20 protein-coding genes are annotated in these 21,573 nt (G+C 36.6%); 7 read left to right on the forward strand and 13 right to left on the reverse strand.

The window, feature by feature from the left end:
• Nucleotides 1-55 precede the first annotated feature (55 nt).
• Complete coding sequence (locus tag ASE74_RS19800) at nt 56-820, reverse strand: 5'-nucleotidase, lipoprotein e(P4) family (RefSeq protein WP_055912886.1); 765 nt, start codon at nt 818-820, stop codon at nt 56-58.
• 225 nt (nt 821-1,045) lie between these two features.
• On the opposite strand from ASE74_RS19800, the gene ASE74_RS19805 reads away from it, so the two are divergent.
• The gene (locus ASE74_RS19805) at nt 1,046-1,756 is read left to right on the forward strand and encodes a hypothetical protein (RefSeq protein ID WP_055912889.1); all 711 of its coding nucleotides are present in this window, start codon (nt 1,046-1,048) and stop codon (nt 1,754-1,756) included.
• Between the two features lie 193 nt (nt 1,757-1,949).
• Entirely contained in the window at nt 1,950-2,594 is a 645-nt protein-coding gene (locus tag ASE74_RS19810) for a PKD domain-containing protein (RefSeq protein ID WP_055912892.1), read from the forward strand.
• A gap of 257 nt (nt 2,595-2,851) precedes the next feature.
• On the opposite strand, the gene atpG is transcribed toward ASE74_RS19810, so the two are convergent.
• The 8 genes from atpG to ASE74_RS19850 all read right to left on the reverse strand — a co-directional run bounded on the left by atpG (nt 2,852) and on the right by ASE74_RS19850 (nt 9,010).
• The gene (gene atpG / locus ASE74_RS19815) at nt 2,852-3,748 is read right to left on the reverse strand and encodes an ATP synthase F1 subunit gamma (RefSeq protein WP_055912898.1); all 897 of its coding nucleotides are present in this window, start codon (nt 3,746-3,748) and stop codon (nt 2,852-2,854) included.
• Nucleotides 3,749-3,835: 87 nt separating this feature from the next.
• Nucleotides 3,836-5,410 carry a F0F1 ATP synthase subunit alpha gene (gene atpA / locus ASE74_RS19820; protein WP_055912900.1) on the reverse strand — a complete coding sequence of 525 codons (1,575 nt, stop codon included), beginning with the start codon at nt 5,408-5,410 and terminating at the stop codon, nt 3,836-3,838.
• A gap of 139 nt (nt 5,411-5,549) precedes the next feature.
• Nucleotides 5,550-6,089 (reverse strand): ATP synthase F1 subunit delta, encoded by a 540-nt coding sequence (gene atpH / locus ASE74_RS19825; protein WP_055912902.1) that lies wholly within the window; start codon nt 6,087-6,089, stop codon nt 5,550-5,552.
• Nucleotides 6,090-6,181: 92 nt separating this feature from the next.
• Nucleotides 6,182-6,676 carry a F0F1 ATP synthase subunit B gene (locus ASE74_RS19830; protein WP_055912905.1) on the reverse strand — a complete coding sequence of 165 codons (495 nt, stop codon included), beginning with the start codon at nt 6,674-6,676 and terminating at the stop codon, nt 6,182-6,184.
• A gap of 89 nt (nt 6,677-6,765) precedes the next feature.
• Nucleotides 6,766-6,981 (reverse strand): ATP synthase F0 subunit C, encoded by a 216-nt coding sequence (gene atpE, locus ASE74_RS19835; protein WP_055912908.1) that lies wholly within the window; start codon nt 6,979-6,981, stop codon nt 6,766-6,768.
• Between the two features lie 41 nt (nt 6,982-7,022).
• On the reverse strand, nt 7,023-8,153 hold the full coding sequence (atpB, locus tag ASE74_RS19840; protein ID WP_055912910.1) for a F0F1 ATP synthase subunit A: 1,131 nt from the start codon (nt 8,151-8,153) through the stop codon (nt 7,023-7,025).
• 14 nt (nt 8,154-8,167) lie between these two features.
• Entirely contained in the window at nt 8,168-8,557 is a 390-nt protein-coding gene (locus ASE74_RS19845; protein ID WP_235526175.1) for a hypothetical protein, read from the reverse strand.
• A gap of 228 nt (nt 8,558-8,785) precedes the next feature.
• Complete coding sequence (locus ASE74_RS19850; RefSeq protein WP_055912913.1) at nt 8,786-9,010, reverse strand: AtpZ/AtpI family protein; 225 nt, start codon at nt 9,008-9,010, stop codon at nt 8,786-8,788.
• Between the two features lie 110 nt (nt 9,011-9,120).
• Here ASE74_RS19850 and ASE74_RS19855 point away from each other — a divergent pair, with 110 nt between their 5' ends.
• The 5 genes from ASE74_RS19855 (at nt 9,121) to uvrC (ending at nt 16,722) form a co-directional block, all read left to right on the forward strand.
• Complete coding sequence (locus ASE74_RS19855; RefSeq protein WP_055912916.1) at nt 9,121-11,886, forward strand: hypothetical protein; 2,766 nt, start codon at nt 9,121-9,123, stop codon at nt 11,884-11,886.
• A gap of 105 nt (nt 11,887-11,991) precedes the next feature.
• Complete coding sequence (locus ASE74_RS19860) at nt 11,992-14,211, forward strand: transglycosylase domain-containing protein (protein ID WP_055912919.1); 2,220 nt, start codon at nt 11,992-11,994, stop codon at nt 14,209-14,211.
• A 77-nt stretch (nt 14,212-14,288) separates the two neighbouring features.
• Nucleotides 14,289-14,516, forward strand: coding sequence for a hypothetical protein (locus ASE74_RS19865; protein ID WP_055912922.1), 228 nt, complete (start codon nt 14,289-14,291; stop codon nt 14,514-14,516).
• A 3-nt stretch (nt 14,517-14,519) separates the two neighbouring features.
• Nucleotides 14,520-14,888, forward strand: a complete 369-nt coding sequence (locus ASE74_RS19870; RefSeq protein WP_055912924.1) for a type II toxin-antitoxin system VapC family toxin — start codon at nt 14,520-14,522, stop codon at nt 14,886-14,888.
• A 31-nt stretch (nt 14,889-14,919) separates the two neighbouring features.
• The gene (uvrC, locus tag ASE74_RS19875) at nt 14,920-16,722 is read left to right on the forward strand and encodes an excinuclease ABC subunit UvrC (RefSeq protein ID WP_055912927.1); all 1,803 of its coding nucleotides are present in this window, start codon (nt 14,920-14,922) and stop codon (nt 16,720-16,722) included.
• Between the two features lie 109 nt (nt 16,723-16,831).
• Here the strand turns inward: uvrC and gldN are convergent, their stop codons facing one another.
• Genes gldN through ASE74_RS19895 form a run of 4 tightly spaced genes read right to left on the reverse strand, consistent with a single transcriptional unit; the run spans nt 16,832 to nt 21,496 of the window.
• Nucleotides 16,832-17,743 carry a gliding motility protein GldN gene (gene gldN / locus ASE74_RS19880; protein ID WP_055912930.1) on the reverse strand — a complete coding sequence of 304 codons (912 nt, stop codon included), beginning with the start codon at nt 17,741-17,743 and terminating at the stop codon, nt 16,832-16,834.
• 7 nt (nt 17,744-17,750) lie between these two features.
• The gene (gene gldM / locus ASE74_RS19885; protein WP_055912933.1) at nt 17,751-19,283 is read right to left on the reverse strand and encodes a gliding motility protein GldM; all 1,533 of its coding nucleotides are present in this window, start codon (nt 19,281-19,283) and stop codon (nt 17,751-17,753) included.
• Nucleotides 19,284-19,323: 40 nt separating this feature from the next.
• Nucleotides 19,324-20,130, reverse strand: coding sequence for a gliding motility protein GldL (gene gldL, locus ASE74_RS19890; RefSeq protein WP_055912936.1), 807 nt, complete (start codon nt 20,128-20,130; stop codon nt 19,324-19,326).
• A gap of 40 nt (nt 20,131-20,170) precedes the next feature.
• Entirely contained in the window at nt 20,171-21,496 is a 1,326-nt protein-coding gene (locus ASE74_RS19895; protein ID WP_055913341.1) for an SUMF1/EgtB/PvdO family nonheme iron enzyme, read from the reverse strand.
• Between the last annotated feature and the right edge of the window lie 77 nt (nt 21,497-21,573).

Genomic DNA, 21,573 nt, shown 5'->3' on the forward strand with positions numbered 1-21,573 from the left:
TGTTTATTTTTATGATGCTGCAAAAGTAATACTTATTGCTGAATAATTATAAAACTTAGTAACTTTTTAATCGTTCTAATCTTTGTTTTGCTTTATCCTTATCACTCAGCTTTTCACCCTGATACAAAGGCTTTTCCCAATCTCCGTACATTGGGTTTGGCAATACAATATATTTTGTTCCAAACAGTTGTTGGTTTGCATTTACCTGCTTGAAGGTATTTTTCTGTTCATGGTAAAAAATATTACTAAAATCGCTTAAATTATCGCCACATAACAGAAGAATATCATGTGTTTCTGCTATTTTTTGTCGGCGTGGTTCTTTGTTTGATGTTCCTTTCGCAACAATCAAATGTGCATCATCAGCATAGGGAAATCCAAAATGTTGAAGGTTTTTTAATGTTGCTGTGTAATCTTTTTCATCACGGTTACTCACATAAAAAGTCTCAATATTTTTGGATGCCGCAAACTTCAAAAAAGACAATGCTCCGGGAACGGTATCGGCTTTGGCCAAACTGGTCCATTCTGTCCAGTCTGCGGGCACATAACTGAGTCCTTTTTTAATTTCGTGGCCCTGAAAAGCAGAATTATCCAACACAGTTTCATCAATATCAACAATTATACAGTTGTTTTTTTTGCTGGTATCAGCCCATAATGCCTCTTTTAATGATAGCCTGGCAAAATTATACGCCTGAAAGCACAAGGCTCGATACTCGCCCGAGGTTTGTTGCCATAACACGGCATTTGTATAATCTCTTGCCGGATTTTGGGCTTTCGTAAAAAAGGGGAAAGCAGATAAGATGATAAAGATGTATTTTTTCATGCATAAATATTATATGCAAAGATATTAAAAGACAATAAGAACCGACTTGATAAAAAACTTTATAAACGATCATGTTTACATTTTGAATTCTGCTGTAAGAATAAATACATTCGAGTAAAAAACAAAATACATCTCAATAATAATAACCGGAATAAATTTCTCAATTAAGTTTTTAGTTATTGTTTTTTCTTTACTTTTGACCACACACAAATAAAACCTTTGATTATGAAATTTAAACACCTGATAGGGATAGCTATTGCCCTATTTTTCTTTGCAGCATGCAAAAAAAACAATCCGGTTATTGAACCACCGGTTATCCAAAAAGAAGATCCTTTAGAATATGCGCACGACAGCGTATCGTACAGTATTGATGGAAAAACCTACAGCACAGCCAAATATTCAAGTATTTCTGGAGCAGGGAATTATCAGCCAAACTCGAAGGTTGATTCTATTGTTAAAAATGCCTATTATATTTCTGGGAATAAAGACTCTGTTTTATACTCAAAAAGGTTCGCAATTTATAACGATGACAGGATCGTTAATGTCACATTCATAAAAACATACAGCAAAAATGTAATGAGGCAGATACTTATATTGGTTCCGAACGACGTATACGATCTGTTTAAGGTTGGTAGCCGTAATTATGCTTTGGATTTTGGGCGAGACAACAAACAGAATGGAATAGCCATAAGCATTTCTGATAAAGACACTTACAAAACCTTTGGGTCAGATTCTTTTAGAAATCCTCCTACTTTAAGCCCAGATGCTCAGAAGGAGTCAAAATTTGAAGTAATCAGTTTCAGAAAGTTAAAATCCGGAACTTACGTTTTGGAAGCAAAGTTTAACGCAATGCTTTACAACGAAATGAATGCGAGCAAAAAGCTGGAAAATGGGTATTTGAGATTGGTTATACATAATTATGATTTAATCTTATAATAACTTAAATGCCTGCTGCAATTTATTATTAACACTTGCATTCCTTTTAAACTAAATATCAAGCAGCATTGTATCCGTTTTTCTATATAAAGGACTTGCTTTTCCCATTGTTAAGCCTGGGAAGTACAATTGCTATATACGCTTGTGGCTTAAAAATAACTAATATTAAATACACACAAATAATCCTTTTACTATGAAATCTAAACACTTGATAGGGATAGCTATTGCCCTACTTTTCTTTGTTGCCTGCAAGAAACAATCTAACTCAGAAATTATCAGAACAATTAGCACAACCGATTTTAACATCAATAAAAAATCATTGTATTTAACACAATCAATAGAACTTAATGCAAAAGATGCAACTGCAGGGAGCAATTATATTTGGGACTACGGTGATGGAACTATTGAAACCAAAGGCAATAAAACTGCACATCAATATAAGACTTCTGGTATTTTTGAAGTGACTTTGACCGTTTACAATAAGTCTAGTAAGATTAAAGTAAGGGTAATGCCCGGAGATATAAGTTACCAAATCAAAAACAACAGTACTTTCGACCTGGATTTAAACTCTTATGTAAATCTACCTGTTAATACAGTAAGATCAGTATTAAAGCCAAATGGGCTCTCTGATACTATTTATGTTAAATTACAGGTTACAGGTAATTTATTGCAGCTTACAAATATTAGTGGCATTGCGAAAGGAAAAGCTTTTCGTTTTGATGATATGTTTTGGCAAAAAGATTCTATGCATAACATCCTCTCCGTTGATAACAACACTAAAATTCAACTTGGTGCACATGGCGAACTGGGGATTAGTTCTACACTTGAAAATTTATAACATTACATATATAACGTTTAACTTCTTGAAAAGTTTATATTTAAGTATAAGCTTTTGTACAACTTAGAGGGAGGATATTTTCACCTCGTCACCTTAAATCGAGGGAACAAGTATTTTCGCATCCTTCCTACAATCCAAAGCATAATAGTTTTTAGATCAGACTTTACAAGTACTAAAAAAAAGCCCATTTCAATAAAGAAATGGGCTTTATATTTTTTTGGACTCAGGACTAAAAACGCCCAACTCCACACTAAATGTTATCCGTTCAATGCTGCTGCACCACTTACAATCTCAGTTAACTCAGTTGTAATTGCGGCCTGGCGTGCCTGGTTGTATGAAAGTTTTAAAGCTTTCAACAATTCTCCTGCATTTTCAGTTGCTTTATCCATTGATGTCATACGTGCGCCATGTTCAGAAGCGTGAGAATCTAAAACAGCTTTATACAATTGGATTTTGATTGATTTAGGAATCAATTGCTCAACAATTTCTTCTTGAGATGGCTCCAAAATATAATCAACGTTAGCTGCTTTTTTATCTGCTTTTAAATTAGCTGGTGCTTCTTCCGCTTTTGGCAAAGGCAATAACTGTTCAGTAGTAATAAATTGTACAGCGGCGTTTCTAAAACGGTTATAAACTACTTCAACTTTATCAAAGTCGCCTTTAATAAAACCAGCCATAATCGCGTCTGTAATTTTGGTTACGTTTTCGAAAGTTAAAGCTGAGTACACTTCATTATTGTTTCCAATAACGTTGTATTTGCGTTTTTCGTAAAAATCTTGAGTTTTCTTACCGATTGAAATAATGCTCACATTACCGTTTTTCAACTGTTCGCTATATTTCTCAGCAATTAAATTGTTGGCCGCTTTAATTACGTTCATGTTAAAGGCACCAGCCAAACCACGGTTTGATGATACAGTAACAATTAAAACCTTATTGGGCTCACGCTCTTGGATAAAAGGTGATGAAGACCCTTCTAAACTTGCAGATAGATTACCTAAAATCTCTTTCAGTTTAGTTGCATAAGGACGTAAAGCGATAATTGCATTGGTAGCACGTTTCAACTTAGCTGCCGAAACCATTTTCATAGCTTTCGTAATCTGCTGCGTTGATTGTACAGATGCAATCCGGTTTCTTACTTCTTTTAAATTAGCCATTCTTTATTTAGATGTGAGATGTGAGATGTAAGATGTAAGACGTTTCCGGCCTAATCTCAAATCTCAAATCTCATGTCTCAAATCTTATTAATATTTACTTGAAATCTCTTTTGCTACGGTATCTAAAACACCAGTAATGCTATCATCAAATTTACCAGCTTTTAATGCTGCCAAAGTTTCTGGGTGACGTAATTCCAATTGAGTTAAGAATTCAGTTTCAAATTCTTTCACTTTGTTAACCGGAACACTACGCATTAAGTTTTTGGTACCAGCATAAACAATAGCAACTTGTTTCTCAACAGTAAACGGAGAGAATTGTGCTTGTTTCAACATTTCTACGTTACGTGCACCTTTATCTAATACCGATTTAGTTGCAGCATCTAAGTCTGATCCGAATTTAGAGAAAGCCTCTAACTCGCGGTATTGAGCCTGATCCAACTTTAAAGTACCTGCTACTTTTTTCATCGATTTGATCTGAGCATTACCACCTACACGTGATACCGAGATACCTACGTTGATTGCCGGACGGATACCAGAGTTGAACAAGTTCGACTCTAAGAAAATCTGACCATCAGTAATCGAAATTACGTTGGTTGGAATATATGCTGAAACGTCACCTGCCTGAGTTTCGATAATCGGTAAAGCTGTTAATGAACCACCACCTTTAACGATATGTTTAATCGATTCTGGTAAATCGTTCATTGCTTTTGCGATATCATCGTTAGCATTGATTTTTGCAGCTCTTTCTAACAAACGACTGTGCAAGTAGAATACGTCACCTGGATAAGCCTCACGGCCCGGTGGACGACGAAGTAATAAAGATACCTCACGGTAAGCTACAGCTTGTTTAGATAAATCATCATAAACAATTAATGCTGGTCTACCTGTATCGCGGAAAAACTCACCAATTGCAGCACCTGCAAACGGAGCATAAAACTGCATTGGAGCAGGATCTGCAGCCGAAGCGGCAACAACAACTGTATATGGTAAAGCACCATTTTCTTCCAGTGTACGTACAATGTTGGCTACAGTAGAGTTTTTCTGACCGATAGCTACATAAATACAGAACACAGGCTGGCCTGCTTCATAAAATTCTTTTTGATTGATAATGGTATCGATACAAACAGCAGTTTTACCAATCTGACGATCACCAATAACCAACTCACGTTGGCCACGACCGATTGGAATCATTGCATCAATTGCTTTAATACCTGTTTGTAATGGCTCATTTACCGGCTGACGATAAATTACACCTGGTGCTTTACGCTCTAAAGGCATTTCGTAAGTTTCACCTAAAATTGGACCTTTACCATCTAAAGGCTCACCTAAAGTGTTCACTACGCGGCCAAGCATACCTTCACCAACTTTAATAGAGGCAATTTTTTTGGTACGTTTAATCGTATCACCTTCTTTGATCTCGTCTGAAGCACCCAAAAGTACCACACCAACGTTATCTTCTTCAAGGTTTAATACAATACCTTGTAGGCCGTTTGCAAATTCAACTAATTCTCCCGATTGAACTTTAGTTAAACCGTAAACACGGGCAATACCGTCGCCCACTTGCAGCACGGTACCAACTTCTTCCAGTTCGGTTTCTGATTTGAAGCCCGCCAATTGCTGTCTGATAATTGCCGATACTTCGTCTGGTCTTACCTCTACCATAATTTTACTTTATATCTTTTTGTAAATGTTTAGTGCTTAGCGCATGGCGCTTGGCTTTTATTTGCCATCCGCTTATCGCAATGTTTTTATTCGCCGTTTAGCGCATGGCGTTTTCCGCTATACGCTTCCCGCCTGGCGCTTATTGCGCAAATTCCTTTTTTAATTTACTTAAACCGCTGGCAATACTGGCATCAAATTGCTTATCACCAACTTTTAATATAAATCCACCAATCAGTTTTTCGTTAATTTTTTCATTAATAATTACCTTATTGGCATTTAATTCTCTTTTTACAATTTCTACAATCTGCTCTTTAGCTACAGGGCTTAACGCACTTGCTGTAGTTACATCAGCAGTAACAATACCTTTAATTAAATTATATTGCTGTACGAACTGTTTAGCAGTAGCAAATAAAATTGCCGAACGGCCTTTGCTTACTACAATCTTAAAAAACGAGATGGTTAGTTTACTTACTTTATCAGCAAAAATACCGTCTAAAATACCAGTTTTCTTATCTAAAGGTACAATCGGGTTTTTTAATATCGCTTCTAGTTCAGGGGTTTCATCAACCACTTTCTCAAACAAAACCATATCACTATAAGAAGCTTCTAAAGCGTTGTTTTCAACGGCTAAGTCTATTAATGATTTGGCGTATCTGCTTGCAACTTTAATTTCTGACATATTCTTAGGTGTGAGACCGGAGATGTGAGATGTGAGACTTTGGCGTTACCACCCCTCTCATATCTAATATCTCAAATCTAGTATCTCAAATTCTAGTTTAATTCAACGTCTTTTAACAAGTTTGCTACTAAAGCTTCCTGCTTGGTTTTATCATCTAACTGAGTACGTAAAACTCGTTCTGCAATTTCTAATGATAAAGTAGAAACCTGGTCTTTAACTTCTGCTAAAGCTGCTTTCTTTTGGTTTTCAATTTCGATTTTAGCTTTCTCAATCAATTTAGTACCTTCTACCTGAGCTTGTTTTTTAGCTTCGTTTAAGATACCATCTTTTAAGGTTTTAGCTTCCTTTAAAATCTCATCACGTTCAGCACGTGCCTGTTGCATTAAATCTTGATTTTGGCTGGTTAAACGGGCCATTTCTTGTTTAGCCAATTCAGCTTTGTTAAGGGCCTCATCAATGCTTTGCTCACGTTCGTGAATAGCACCTAAAATAGGTTTCCAGGCAAATTTTCTAAGTAATATCAATAAACACAGAAACGATATTCCAGTCCAAAAAACTAATCCTATGCTTGGGGTTACTAAATCCATCTTATCTAATTTTTTAAATCTTAATCTTATTAATAAGGCGGGGTAAATAACCAATCGTTAAATACCCTGCCTAAATTTTTCAGTTTGAATTATTTAAGGCTGTTACCTAATAATGCAACTACCACACCGAATAAAGCAACACCCTCAATAAGGGCAGCTGCGATAATCATTGCAGTCTGAATTTTTGATGCAGCTTCTGGTTGACGAGCAATACCTTCCATTGCTTTACCACCTACTTGACCGATACCGATACCTGCACCGATTACTGCTAAACCGGCACCAATTGCCGCGATTGAACCTACCATAACTAATTTAATTTATTTTAATTGTAAAAAATAGTTTTCTATTAATGATGTTCTTCAACTGCCATTCCAATAAATAAGGCAGTTAATAATGTAAAAATAAAGGCCTGTAAAAATGCTACAAGCAGTTCTAATATATCCATAAAAATTACGAATGCTACTGAAACCGGAGCAATCGCTAATGTTTCGAAAATAAAGATTAAGGATATTAAACTTAATACAATAATGTGACCCGCAGTAATGTTTGCAAACAAACGAACCATTAGAGCGAAAGGCTTAGAGATAATACCAACAACCTCTACTACAACCATTAATGGCCACAACCAAAATGGAACATCTGGTAAAAAAATGTGCTTCCAGTAATATTTATTTCCATTTAAGTTTACAATAAGCAAAGTACCTAAAGCCATCACAAATGTAAGTGCAATGTTACCGGTAACGTTAGCACCTCCAGGAAAAATTGGAACTAAGCCCAACAAGTTGTTAAATAAAATAAAGAAAAATATCGTTAACAAGTAAGGCATAAACTTAGCGTATTTATGACCAATATTTGGCTTAGCAATATCATCCCTTACGAAAACAATAACTGGCTCAATGAAAGATTGCAAACCTTTAGGTGCTTTACCAATACGTTTTTTATAAGCTCCAGCTACAGATATAAATACAATCAGAATCAGGAAAATAGCTACAAACATTGCAGCAACGTTTTTTGTAATAGAGAAATCTAAAACAGATTTACTTGCTTCCTCATCAATTTTACCATCAGCTCCAACTACTTTGATGTGATCCTCTTCTAAACGATAGTTGTTATATTTACCGTTATAATCATGCTCTCCATGATGAAAGTTAGCTGAAGAAAAAACTTCTAAACCACTCGGAGTATACAAAATTACAGGAAGAGGCATCGAAGTATCGCCCCAAAAGTGCCAAATATGAGAATCGGCAATGTGTTCCATGATTACCTCTGTAGGCTCGAATTTCTTTTCTTCATGACCAGCAGCACCATGTTCGCCTGCAGCTGCTTGCGCAGATTCAGCTACAACACTATCAACAGGAACAACAGCGCTATCAACCTGAGCGAAAGTATCAATTTTGATAGATAAAAACGCGATTAAAAGCGTAAAAACAATAGTTAGCCTTTTAACTTTAGACACAAAAACTCGGTTACAATCCATTTATTGGCAGTTTTTTACTTTAAATTTTGGTGGCGCAAGTTACGTAACAAACAGTAAATTTCAAAGGCCGTAAACAATAAATATAAAGAAAAAAAATTAAGCAGAAATACAAGCCCAATTCCCTTTGCTTTTATACTGTAAATCAATACAAAAGCCATACAAAAAATCATCTTCACTGCAATTGATCCCATAATAGCCATTACACCTACTTCAGGGTCGCGTTTTACACCAACATCAACCAACAAGTATGCGATGTAAGTAATCCCGGCTAAAAAGCCAAACATCACCCAAAAATTGTTAACTAAAAGTGGTTGATCGGGAAATAATAAAGGTAAAACAGCAACAATGCCTATTAATAGGCCTACAAAAATGAAATAGATACTTGTAAATTTGGCTAGAGTCAATGTATAAATTCTTAGCAGATAAAAACTTTTGCAAAGATAAGGTTTTTAGGATCAAGTAACTAGTATGAAAGAAAATATTGTTTTGAGTGGTTAATTGTATGAATGAGCTTAGTGGTTAACCATGTGAATTCATTAACCGAAACACAAGTTCCAACTTCAAAATTTAGGCAGGTTGCTGATCGCAAACTGAAGATTGCCAACTACAAACTGAAGATTGAGAACTAAAAACTAATCTTTAGTAACCTGCCTAATGGCCTGATACAAGGCAATCCCCACGCCTGCTAAAGCAAATGCGGCTGTAATTAAATTGGTTTTACTGTTTCTGTGTTCATCAATTTTATAACCAATAAAAGTAAGCAGGCCAATTGTGGCGAACATTTGGAAGCCAATAGCAGAATATTTTGCCGCTGCACTCACCTTTTTCTTTGTATCTTCTTCTTTAGGATTTTCCATTTTTTAATGCAATAATTAAATTAACTTTGAATAATTAAAATTTGGTGCCAAATAAAATATTTTTCTATATAAATTGTTTATTGTATATCCACCTAAGAGATTGATCATACTTGAAAAATTACGCTAGCAAAAACTTAAATTTCTTCTTCATCTTTTTAAGTGTCCTCCTGATTTATGGTTGCGTCGCAAATAAAGATACTGCTGTAGACCGCAGGTTTCAAAACTTAACGGCAAGGTATAATTATATCTATAATTCCAATGTATTGCTTACTGAGTATAACGAAAGTTTATTACAAAGTTATGCAGATAATTATGAAAAAACATTACCTGTTTATCTTGATCCTGAGCCGCAGATTAACCTTGTACTAACACCAGGAGTAGCCAATAAACAACTGGATGAAGTAATTACCAAAGGGCAAACCATAATAAACGATAAAAGTTTTAGCAACTATATTGATGATGCCTACATGCTTTTGGGTAAGGCAAACTACCTAAAAGGGAATTATTTTATCGCATCAGAATATTTCGACTATACAGCAAAAACATACAGCAGCGATTTAAAAACTTTCATCATGGCCATGAACTGGAAAGCGCGCAGCCAAATGCAGTTAAACAACATGGTTCTGGCTGATAAAATTCTTGATACCATGCTGCGTGCCTCAGATGAATTGAAAAAAGACCTGGCTGAGCCATTGGCAACTGCTGCTCAGATGCGCATTTATCAAAAAAGAAATAAAGAGGCGATTCTTTTTCTTGAATCTGCAATAGCACTTCCGGCAGATAAGCAATTAAGGATTCGCTGGCGTTTTATTCTTGCACAATTGCAGGAAAAAGAGAAAAACCTTCAGGATGCTTATGCAAATTTTACCAAGGTTGAGAAAAGCAATACCCCTTTCGAAATGTATTTCCATGCCAATCTGAACAGGATTAAACTTAAGGCATTGTTAAGCGGCGTAAAATTAAATAAGGAAGAGCAATTGCTTGCTTTGTTAAAAGATGATAAAAACATCGACTATACGGATCAGATTTATTACCAGGTGGGAGAATTATTTTCTGCTGAAGGCAATTTTGTAAAGGCCGAAGAAAATTACCATAAATCAGTTTTAAAAAGTACGAGGAATCAAAACCAAAAAGCATTATCTTATTTAAGAATCGCTGATTTAAACTTTAAGGAATTTAACAATTATATCAAAGCGAAGCTTTATTACGACAGTACAGTAATGATTTTGCCCAAAAACTTCCCTGATTATGAAAATATTGTTAAAAAAGCCGATAATCTTAAATATTTAACCGACAGGTACACTATCATTGCAAAGGAAGATACAGCCCAGGCCATTGCTAAACTACCGGCAAACGAAAGAGAGGCTAAGGTTAAGGCATATTTAACCCCAAAAGTTGAAGTAAGCAATACTGGTGGAGTAATCAGCAACCAATATCTAAATGATCCCAATTTCCCCAATCAAACGCTAAATGCGTCAAACAATACTACCGGAAATACTTTTTACTTTAATAATAATGCTGCAATAAGTAACGGTTTTGGTGATTTTAAAAAGCGTTGGGGCAACAGGCAACTGGAAGACAACTGGCGGCAGAGCAACAGATCTTCGGCACAGGAAACCAACCAGGTTTTAGCTGGTGGTAATGTAGCCACTGGAATAACGCCGGCAAATGGTGAGCTAAATCAGGCTGCTGCAGATCAAACCTCCATAGAAAAACAGTTTTTGGATGGTCTTCCAACAACCCCTGCCCTACTGGCCACATCTGATCAAAAAATTATAGATGCATATTTTGAAATCGCCAGTTTTTACCAACAGGAACTAAATGATAAACCGGAAGCAAATAAAATCTACCTGGAACTGATAAAAAGGTATCCTGAAAATAATCATTTTGTTGCCATTTACTATAGTTTGCATTTAAACTATAAAGGTATTGATGAAGTAAAATCAGATCAGTATAAACAATTGGTGCTTACAAAATTCCCCGAATCTAATTTTGCAAAAAACATCCTTGATCCATCCTATTCGGCCAAACAAACCGAAATGGAGAATATTGCCATTAATAATTACAACGTAGCTTTTGATGCCTATGCCAAAAAAGATTATCCAAACGTGGTAAAACAGGCCGATGATAATATTGCTGCATTCCCTAACAATGATTTAGCTCCTCAATACGCTTATTTAAAGGCTATTGCCGTTGGGCGTACATCCAAAGTAGATGCCTTACTTACAGAATTTAACCTGATTACCACGCTTTATCCCAACGATAAGATTATTACACCTTTAGTTCGCGATCATTTAAAATACATTGAGGCAAACCTCGATGAATTTAAACAAAGGCCACTTGCGCTTGTTGATTTTGATGCAAACGCACCACGTTTTGTTAGTCAGGCCACACCGATTGCCGTTCCGGTAAAACCATTGGTAACGGATAATGCCATAGTGAAAACTGCCGAACCAGTTACAGTCGCTAAACCTGTTGAGGTTAAACCAACTGATACAAATAAGCCGGCAAGCATTTTCAGCGAGGCAAAATCAGAAGAATATTATTATGTAATTGATGTAGCCGATGCCACTTTAACCTTAAGTTCATCGCGTTTTGGAATAGGACAATTTAACCGTGGTAATTACCCTGATAATGATTTGGAACATAAATTGGTAGAGTTGGATAACGATCAGCTGATTTACATAACCAGTTTTATTGATTTGGAGGATGCTAAACTTTACGAATCGAGCATTACAGGACAATTAAAGAACATTATGAAGGTTCCGGCCAATTTATATAAAGGATTTATCATCAGTAAAGAAAACTTTTTAAAGCTAACAGACCGCTCCCGGATTAACGAGTATCTGGAGTTTTTAAAGGACGCTTACAAGTAATTATAGGATACTGAACATTTGCCTAAAAAGCTATTCTATAAAAAATTAATAAATTTGCATCCAAAATCTCCTATTCTGGAGATTAATGGAAAATAACACAACAAAATGAATAAGTCTCTTTCTGCACAAGAAACAAAAAGATATAGTTTAATCATCTGGAAAATACTAATTGGCGGAATTGCGCTATTTGCTATTTTTATTTCTATGATCGGTTTGGGCCTTTTTGGCGCATTACCTTCTTTCAGGGATATCGAACACCCAAAAAGCAATCAGGCTTCCGAAATTATTGCCGAAGATGGCCGTCCATTAGGTACATATTTTGTCCAAAACAGGTCCAATGTTACCTATAAGGATATTTCTGAAAATGTTATTAACGGATTAATTGCGACAGAGGATACCCGTTTTAAAGAACATTCGGGCATTGATTTTAAACGGACTTTTTCGATTATCGGATACAATTTAATCGGCAAAAAACAAGGTGCAAGTACCATTACCCAGCAGTTGGCTAAAAATCTTTTCCCTCGCGAATCAAACCTTAATTTCTTCTCATTGGTATTAACCAAATTCAAAGAGTGGATTGTTGCCGTTAAATTAGAGCGTAATTATACTAAAGAAGAGATCATCACCATGTATTTAAACACGGTTGATTTTGGAAACCAGGCTTATGGCATTAAATCTGCAGCGCGTGTTTACTTTAATACCACTCCCGATAAATTAAATTTAACACAGGCTGCAACCCTTGTGGGCATGCAAAAGGGAATCACCATGTATTCGCCAACCCGCCACCCCGAACGTTCAAGAGACCGTAGAAATACGGTAATGGCCTTAATGGTTAAATCGGAACTGCTCACCCAACAAGAATTTGACGAACAAAAGGAAAAACCTTTAAATCTACATTTTAATGCCGCAACCGTTAATGATGGCATTGCCCCTTACTTCCGCTCCGTACTGAAGAATGATATCAAAACTATTTTTCAGGAGCAATCGATTACCAAACCTGATGGCACTCCTTACGATTTAGACCGCGACGGTTTGAAAATTTATACCACATTAAATTATGACATGCAGGTATATGCCGAAGAAGCCCAAAAAGAATACATGAAGGTATTACAGGCACAATTTATAGCCAGTTGGAAAGGAAGAAATCCATTTAAAGATAAAGCCTTGCAGATAGAACAGGGCATTAAACGCTCAGATCGTTATAAATCGTTAAAATTGGAAGGTAAATCTGAGGATGAAATTAAAGATGATTTCAATACCAAAACTGAAATGACCATTTTTACCTGGAAAGGGAATATTGATACCGTAATGAAACCTATCGACTCAGTTAGGTACTATAAAATGCTATTGCGTAATGCCATGATGACGATGGACCCTACAAATGGTCATGTAAAGGCATGGGTGGGCGGCATCAATTACGAACATTTTAAATACGATCAGGTGAAAATGGGAACCAGGCAAGTAGGTTCGACAGCAAAACCTTTTACTTATGCCGTAGCGATCGAAAATGGTTATTCACCTTGTTATACTGTTCCAAATGTTCCGGTAACGATAGAAGGCTATGGAGATCCGTGGACACCAAGAAACTCTGGGAAACCGTTGCCAGGCAATATTACATTACAAAAAGCACTCGCTTATTCACAAAACTTTGTTACAGCATATTTAATGAAACAGGTTGGACCTGTTGCTGTATCTACTTTGGCCACCAAAATGGGGATACCAAATGTACCCGCATTTCCTTCCATCTGTTTAGGTACTTTCGATTCTTCTATTTTTAATATGGTGGGTGCGTATGGTGCATTTGCAAATAAAGGAACTTATACCAAACCGATTTATCTGTTAAGAATAGAGGATAAAAACGGCGTAGTTCTGTTTTCTCAGAAGGAAATACCAAAACCTATTATGAGCGAAGAAGTAGCTTATGTAATGACGAGAATGCTTAAAGGTGTGGTAACCAATGGAACCGGATCGAGATTAAATTATAAATACAAGGTTAATGCACCAATCGGGGCTAAAACAGGTACTACACAAAATAACTCTGATGGATGGTTTATGGCCATTACTCCTCAATTGGTTACCGGTATTTGGACAGGTTGCGAAGACAGGGCCTTTCACTTCATTAGCACCAGCCAAGGAGAGGGAGCGAATACGGCACTACCAATTTTTGCAGGTTTTATAAAAAAAGTTTATGCAAATCCTTCCTTAAAAATCAGTCATGCAGATTTTGAAGCACCCAAATCTGGTGTTTCCATTACCTTCGATTGTAATCAATACCAACAGCAAGAAGAAGGTACTAGCGAACTGGATGAGAAGTTAGGTTTCTAAATACTGTAATATAGCCTAAAATTTTAGGCCAAATTATAGGAGATAAATATTAAATTTGTAGTAGAAAATTGAAATATATGAGAGTTACGTTAGAAATATCAGATTTTGATGAGATGGAAAAACTCCTTTCTTTTTTCCAAACTATGAAATTAGAAAATATAAAAATTATTTCTTCTCAAGAAGCAAAGCCTAATCTACGCAAGGGCAATAAGTCTATTAATCCAAAAGAGCTTTTTGGAATCTGGAAAGAAACGCCAAAAAACATAGAGGATATACGTACTAAAGCATGGAATCGTAAAACATAGTTTATGATTTTATGCGATATCAATATTCTTATACATGCCTTTAATGGAAACATTGCTACCATAGAATCATTAGAAGAAATTGGTTTCGAAAACATTGTTCTATCGTCTATTACAACCATAGAACTCCTGCAAGGAATGGGAAATAAAAGCGAACTGGCACAAATGAAGAAAAAAATTAAATATTACGATATTTTTCATTTTGACAATCAGGTATCTCAAAAATCAATAGAACTTATAGAAAGCTTTAAACTGAGTCATAATCTTCAAATTCCTGATGCCATTATCGGAGCGACAGCAATTGTAAATAGTATTATGTTGTTTACTTACAATAAAAAAGATTTCGATTTCATGCCTAATATTATTCTTTATTAAAAATACCATATTTTTGCTCCTTTAATTTTTCATGAGCAGTTTCGACCATAAAACAGCATTAACCGCAATTCCGCATAAACCCGGCGTATACCAGTATTGGGATGCGGATGGAAAGCTGATGTACATTGGCAAGGCGAAAGATTTGCGCAACCGCGTTGGGTCTTATTTCAATACCGACCGGAATCAGTTTAATGGCAAAACAAGGGTACTGGTATCCAGAATCAGAAAAATTACCTTTACTATAGTTGATACCGAAATAGATGCTTGGCTGCTGGAAAACAGCTTGATTAAAAAGCATCAGCCCAAGTTCAACATCAACTTAAAAGACGATAAAACCTATCCATGGATTATTGTTAAAAATGAGAATTTTCCACGAATTTACTGGACAAGGAAGGTAATTAAAGATGGTTCTACCTATTTTGGCCCCTACGGCTCAATAGGCATGATGCATACCATTTTAGATCTTATTAAAGAAACTTATCCACTGCGTACCTGCAGTTTGCCCCTAACGGAGAAAAATATAGACGAAGGAAAATTTAAAGTTTGTTTAGAATACCAGATCGGCAACTGTAAAGGGCCTTGCCAAAATTATCAGACGGAAACCGACTACGACAAAAATATTGCTGAGATTAAAGAAATCTTAAATGGCAAAATTGGTAATGTAATCCGCGATGTAAAAGGCATTATTAAATCCGCTTCGGAAGACTTGAACTTTGAAATGGCGCATCAATATGCCCGCCGATTACAGGTTTTGGAAAAATATCAAAGTAAATCGACTGTTGTAAACAGTGCCATTACCAATGTTGATGTGGTGAGCATTGCTTCTGATGAACGCTACGCTTTTGTAAACTACCTAAAGGTGATGAATGGTACAATCATCCAAACGCAAACCATAGAAGTTAAAAAACAACTCGATGAAAGCGACGATGAGATTTTAACCCTGGCGATGCTCGAATTCAGAACGAAGTTCAGTAGTACCTCAAAAGAAATTATTGTTCCTTTTGAACCTTCTTTAGAAGATGAAAGTTTAAAATTTACGGTTCCTAAACTGGGGGAAAAGAAAAAGCTTTTAGAACTTTCGCAAAAGAATGTTTTGTTCTTTAAAAAAGAGAAGTTAAATCAGTATGAAAAACTGAATCCAGACCTACGCACGGATCGGATTTTAGCAACCATGCAAAAAGATTTGCGTTTAACACAGCTTCCAAAACACATTGAATGTTTTGATAACTCCAATTTCCAGGGAAAATACCCGGTTTCTGCAATAGTAGTTTTTAAGGATGCCAAACCATCAAAAAAAGATTATCGCCATTTTAACGTGAAAACAGTTGAAGGTCCGAATGATTTTGCGACCATGGAAGAAGCCGTTTTCCGCCGTTATAGGAGAATGTTAGACGAAAACCAGACATTACCTCAACTCATCATTATTGATGGCGGTAAAGGACAGCTTTCGTCAGCAATGAAGAGTTTAAAATTATTGGGCATAGAAAACAAAGTAACAGTAATAGGCATTGCAAAACGTTTGGAAGAATTATTTTATCCAGGCGATTCTTATCCACTTTATTTGGATAAAAAATCAGAAACCTTAAAGATAATCCAGCAGCTGCGTGATGAAGCCCACCGCTTCGGAATTACATTTCACCGTAAGAAACGCGACCAGGGAACACTTAAAACCGAACTCGAACAGATTGAAGGCATCGGTAAAACCACAGCTGATAAGCTGTTAACGCAGTTCAAATCTGTTAAAAAGATTAAAGAAGCTACAGAGAAAGAATTGGCTGAGGTATTGAATAAAAAGCAGATGCTCACCCTTAAAGCTTATTTCAATCAGGAATAATTTCTTTAATAAACTTCATCCGCTCATCATATTTTAGAAAGATTTTCCAATACGGTTAAAACGGGATATAAAAAAAGGCTCCGATTTAATCGAAGCCTTTTTAATTAGATTAGTATTCCCACAGACCTTGTTCGTAATCAAGAACAGATTTTTTGATCCTTTCTGATTCGTACAATCTTTCTCTCGGGTTAGTGATAATATCTCTGATTTTATTGTCGCCAGGATTTGATTCTTTAACAATATAGCTGCTAAATAAACGGCGGATAAAGAAATCATCAAAACTTAATGATGAAGCGTCATTATTAGTATTAATTAAACGCTTTTTAGTTAAAATTTCTCTTGCTTCCGGATAATACACCCAAAATACAGGCTGCCATTGTTTAGAAACCTCATTGTATTTTAATGGTGCGATACCTACAATACGAGGCTCGAAAATAGAACGTTTGGTATCAAAAATCCAATCTTCTTTAATTCTGAATTTTAAGAACAATTCTGGATTGAAGTCATTTACTACTGTAGTTACCGTTCCGGTTTTATTGTTCGAAACCTCTGCTGTTCCTAAAGCCGACTTTGCTGCAGAATCTGCAGACATTGGATTAAGAAAAGCATCATCCTCGTTTAACGCACTATCAATTGGTGAATATGCGGTGAGTTCGTCCTTTTTAATGGCTGAAATTAACACATCAATCAATCTAGATTTCGGTGATTTTAAGGCCGAATTAACAGTATCACGTAAATCAATTTCCCTCCAGATCCGTTTTGCATAAAAAACATCCTCTTCCCTAACATCTGCCAAAGGAACCATTTCAGTACTGTCAATATCCTTACGGGCATAAAAGCCATCTTTCGGTGGTACCTTAAGCTTCTTTTTAGCCGTTTTAACAGGAGCTTTCACAGTATCTACTGCGGGTGCAGCAGCTACCGGCGCAGCTTTTTTTGGTGCTAACCTGGTAGGCTTTCTCTGTGCAAAAGCAAATGTGGTTAACAAAACTAAAATAGCAATACTTACAATCCTTTTCATCTTCTTTTTATTTTACGCTAAACGCTAATGAAGGCAAAATTTTCTGGCGGCCATCTGGCCCAATAGAAACGATATCTTCAAAAAACACCCTTGTACCAGGCGTAATCGAGTTTATGGCTCCCTTAACCGCACCTGCAAAACTGCCACCACTACCAGGAATGGTAACAGCATCAGAACGAGGTTTGATAATTGTTAACTTATAACGTTGTATTTTAAATTTAACATCAAAAGGGAAATCATCCAGATCTGCCTCAATTTCAGTTTCGCTTTTTAATTGTACCGAAGCTACATCCCCTCCAGCGCGGCCACCAACCTTAGCTACAGGAGTTGGAATTCCTTTAACCCTGAATTTTTGTGAGCCCAAGCTAACCGTTTTACCAGCGTTATTTGCGGATACATTAATGGATACTTCCTGACCAACCAGGCTGCCCGGAACGTTAACGTTATAGTTTCCGTTAGCACCAGACATTGAACCTCCTGAAATGGAAGCACGAACGCTTTCTAGTGGGAAACCTGCCGCCGATACTGTAAATGGATTCGGAATACCTGCATAAATTACATTCAGTTTCGTTGAAGAAACAGATGCTGAAGGTTTCGCTACCTGATAAGTTTGAGGCTGGGTTTTGTATTCCTTTACCTGCCCATCAGTTTGACGAACGCGTACAGTACCCACCCAGGTAAACTGTCCAACGCTACCTGTACCGCCAGTGTATGTTCCTTTACCGTCTTTAATAGACAATTTATTCCCATTAACTGTAATATCAGGTGTTGATCTGGAATCGCTGGCTGTTAAAAATACTTCCGCGGTATAAGGCTGCCCTTGAATCACATAAGAAGTAGGTGCTACTGCAACTGCTGCAAACTGATCAAGATTAACCTGTGCCTTATCCATATTTCCGAACAATTTTTTAACAACTTCTGCTTCAGCATTCTTAGTATCTGTTTGCAGTTTAGTTAAAATAGTCATTGCAGCAGTTAATGGCGTACCCTCACCGAAGTAAGTTTCTTGCCAGTTGCCTTTTCTTTTTCTTGCAGGATCTTTGGCTTCAAGAGAGAATGCAACACTTGCTCTATCTTCCTTATCCAATAAAGAGATTAGCTTTTCGCGGGTTGCATTAATTCTTTTCTTTAACTCATCTGCCTTCTTTTGATTGATCATGATATTTTGAGCAATATCCTGATTTGATCTGTTTACTAAGTCTTCAGTTTCCGGATCGATTCCGTCACCAGCCTGAGTAAACTCTTTTTTAATGCTTTCAATATAGTTATTTAAATCATCAGCTGCCTTTTGCGCTTGTTTAGCCCTATCGTAAATAGGCTGGGCGCGTGCTGGCTCTTCTTTTAACTTTGAGTTTTCGAAGGCAGAAAATAATTGATTAATACTTGTATTTACATTGTTTTTAGAGGTATCCAAACTATCGTTGATATTTTTGAATGCATCTAAAATGGTATCTGATACGTTTAAGGCCAACATCGCCAACAATACCAAATACATGATATTGATCATCCGCTGCCTCGTTGTTTCTTTTCCGCCTGCCATGTTTGATGTAGCTTTTCCTTTAAATTAAAAACTAAACAAATTATACACGTGGGCTGTTCATAGCCGATAGCATATTGCCATAAATTGCATTAAGCGATGATAGGTTTTTAGCCAATTTGTTCACCTCTTCTTTAAACTGTTTCGAATCTTCCATCGATTCGTTAAAGTTCTGCATGGTTAAAGATAGGTTTGAATAAAATTTATTCATCGATTTTAAATGCGCACTCGAATCCTGTAATTCTAATTCATATACAGCATTTAAAGCAGATAAATTTTTAGCCAAATTGTTAACCTGGTCATGGTATGCCTGAGAATCTACGTTGCTCTCGCCCATTGCTTTTAAATTAGCTGTTGCCTTTTCAAAAGATGCACTTAAATTGTCGAAACCAGCTGATGCCGTTTTAACTTTTCCAGTAAATTCGTTAGTAGCCGTAGAAGCATCAGCAACGTTAGAAATTGTTGCCACTTTATCACCAAAAGTACGCAAACCTGTACCCAGGCTTTCAATCAGCTCTGGTCCGATTTTAGCGTCAGATAACATTTTGTCTAAAGCTGCTGTGTTCGAAGATCCTACTGCTGCAACCGGTCTTGCTGATGCTGTTGGTAACTCACCTTTAAAATCTGCATTTAATTCTGGGTAAACCCTTTCCCATGCTGGTTCTGGTTCTGGTGGAAAAAATCCGGTTAAAAAGAATAAAAATGCTTCCACTCCTAGACCAAGCCCAATCATGTAGTTACCCACAATTCCACCAATGTGTAGAATTTTAAATAACGCTCCGATAATTACAATACTTGCTCCCCATGAAATCGCTACGTGTAACCAGCCTGGTTGTTTCTTTGCTGCCATAAAATTTTGATGTTTTTCTTTAGTTTTAGTTTATTTTGGTTTAATTTCTTAAGTCGGTACCAGGGTAAGATGAAACACATCTGAAACCAATATATGATCTTTGTGTATCTTGATATTCGTAAGTAGCTACTGCATTTTGTAAGAAATAGCCAGTATCTTTCCAAGATCCACCTTTAACTACCTTACGCTTTTTATATTTGCTATCATTAGCGCCCGCGTCATAAGTAAAGTTAGGATTCAGATCATGTAACAATGGGCTGGCACCTTTATTATATGCGGTTAATGTCCATTCAGAAACATTACCAGCCATATTGTACAAACCGTAATCGTTAGGGAAATAAGATCTTACACCTACAGTATAAATACCACCATCGCTCGAATAATCACCACGGCCTGGTTTAAAATTGGCCTGCAAACAGCCTTTGGTATTTCTAATGTAAGGGCCACCCCATGGGTATTTAGTTTTGGTATTGCCACCTCTTGAAGCATATTCAAATTCTGTTTCAGCAGGCAATCTGTAATCTGATCTTGATCCAACCGGAAGTTTTCTGGCTGTGGCAACACCATCATACAATCTTGTTCTCCAGTGAGAGAATGCTTTTGCCTGCTCCCAGCTTACGCCAACTACAGGATAATCATCATAAGAAGGGTGATTGTAATAACCACGAACCATTGGATCGTTTTGTGAATAAGAATAATCCGTTTTCCAAACCATTGTATCCGGATAAATAGCAACATTATAACGGTCGATATAATCCTGACGCTTAGCATTTGGATTCTTATGGCCAATTGCTGCCTTTTCCATATTGAGTTCGGCGTAAGAATATTCAAACTTGCGAACATCCAGTTCTTTTTTGCCTGGAAGAGCATCTAAACCTGAGTAATACATCCCATCAAGCTGACTAGCCTGAGCAGCAGCAGTACCTCTACCCCTGTTGCGCCAAATATTTGAGCCATTTGGTCCAACTCTTTTCCAATCGATGTATTTTTCTCCACCAACTGCAGCGGCAGCATTACCTCGTGGGGTAATCATAAACTGCTGAGGATTGCCCATCATTACAATAGCAATCGAATCGCGTACCCAATTGGTAAACTGGCGATATTCAGCGTTTGAGATCTCAGTCTGATCCATGAAAAATGCACTGATAGTAGTCATTCTACTTGGCCCGTTCTGAGAAAAGGTAATATCTTCATCAGAACCTCCCAGTGGAGTATGCCCAGGCGGTATATAAACCATTCCTAGTGGGATTCTATCGTTTTTAAATTTTCGGTTATAAGCACCCACCAGCTCACCCTGACCGCCATGGCCACAGCTTGCTAGCATCACAGTTATACCTACAATAGCTAGAAAGTAGATTTTCTTCATATTTTTTACGGTGTGCAAAGCACGATTAGGAGCAATTTTATCAAAAATCACTACAATTATCAACAAAAGCAAATATT

This window comes from Pedobacter sp. Leaf216, from assembly GCF_001421515.1.
Classification (GTDB): domain Bacteria; phylum Bacteroidota; class Bacteroidia; order Sphingobacteriales; family Sphingobacteriaceae; genus Pedobacter.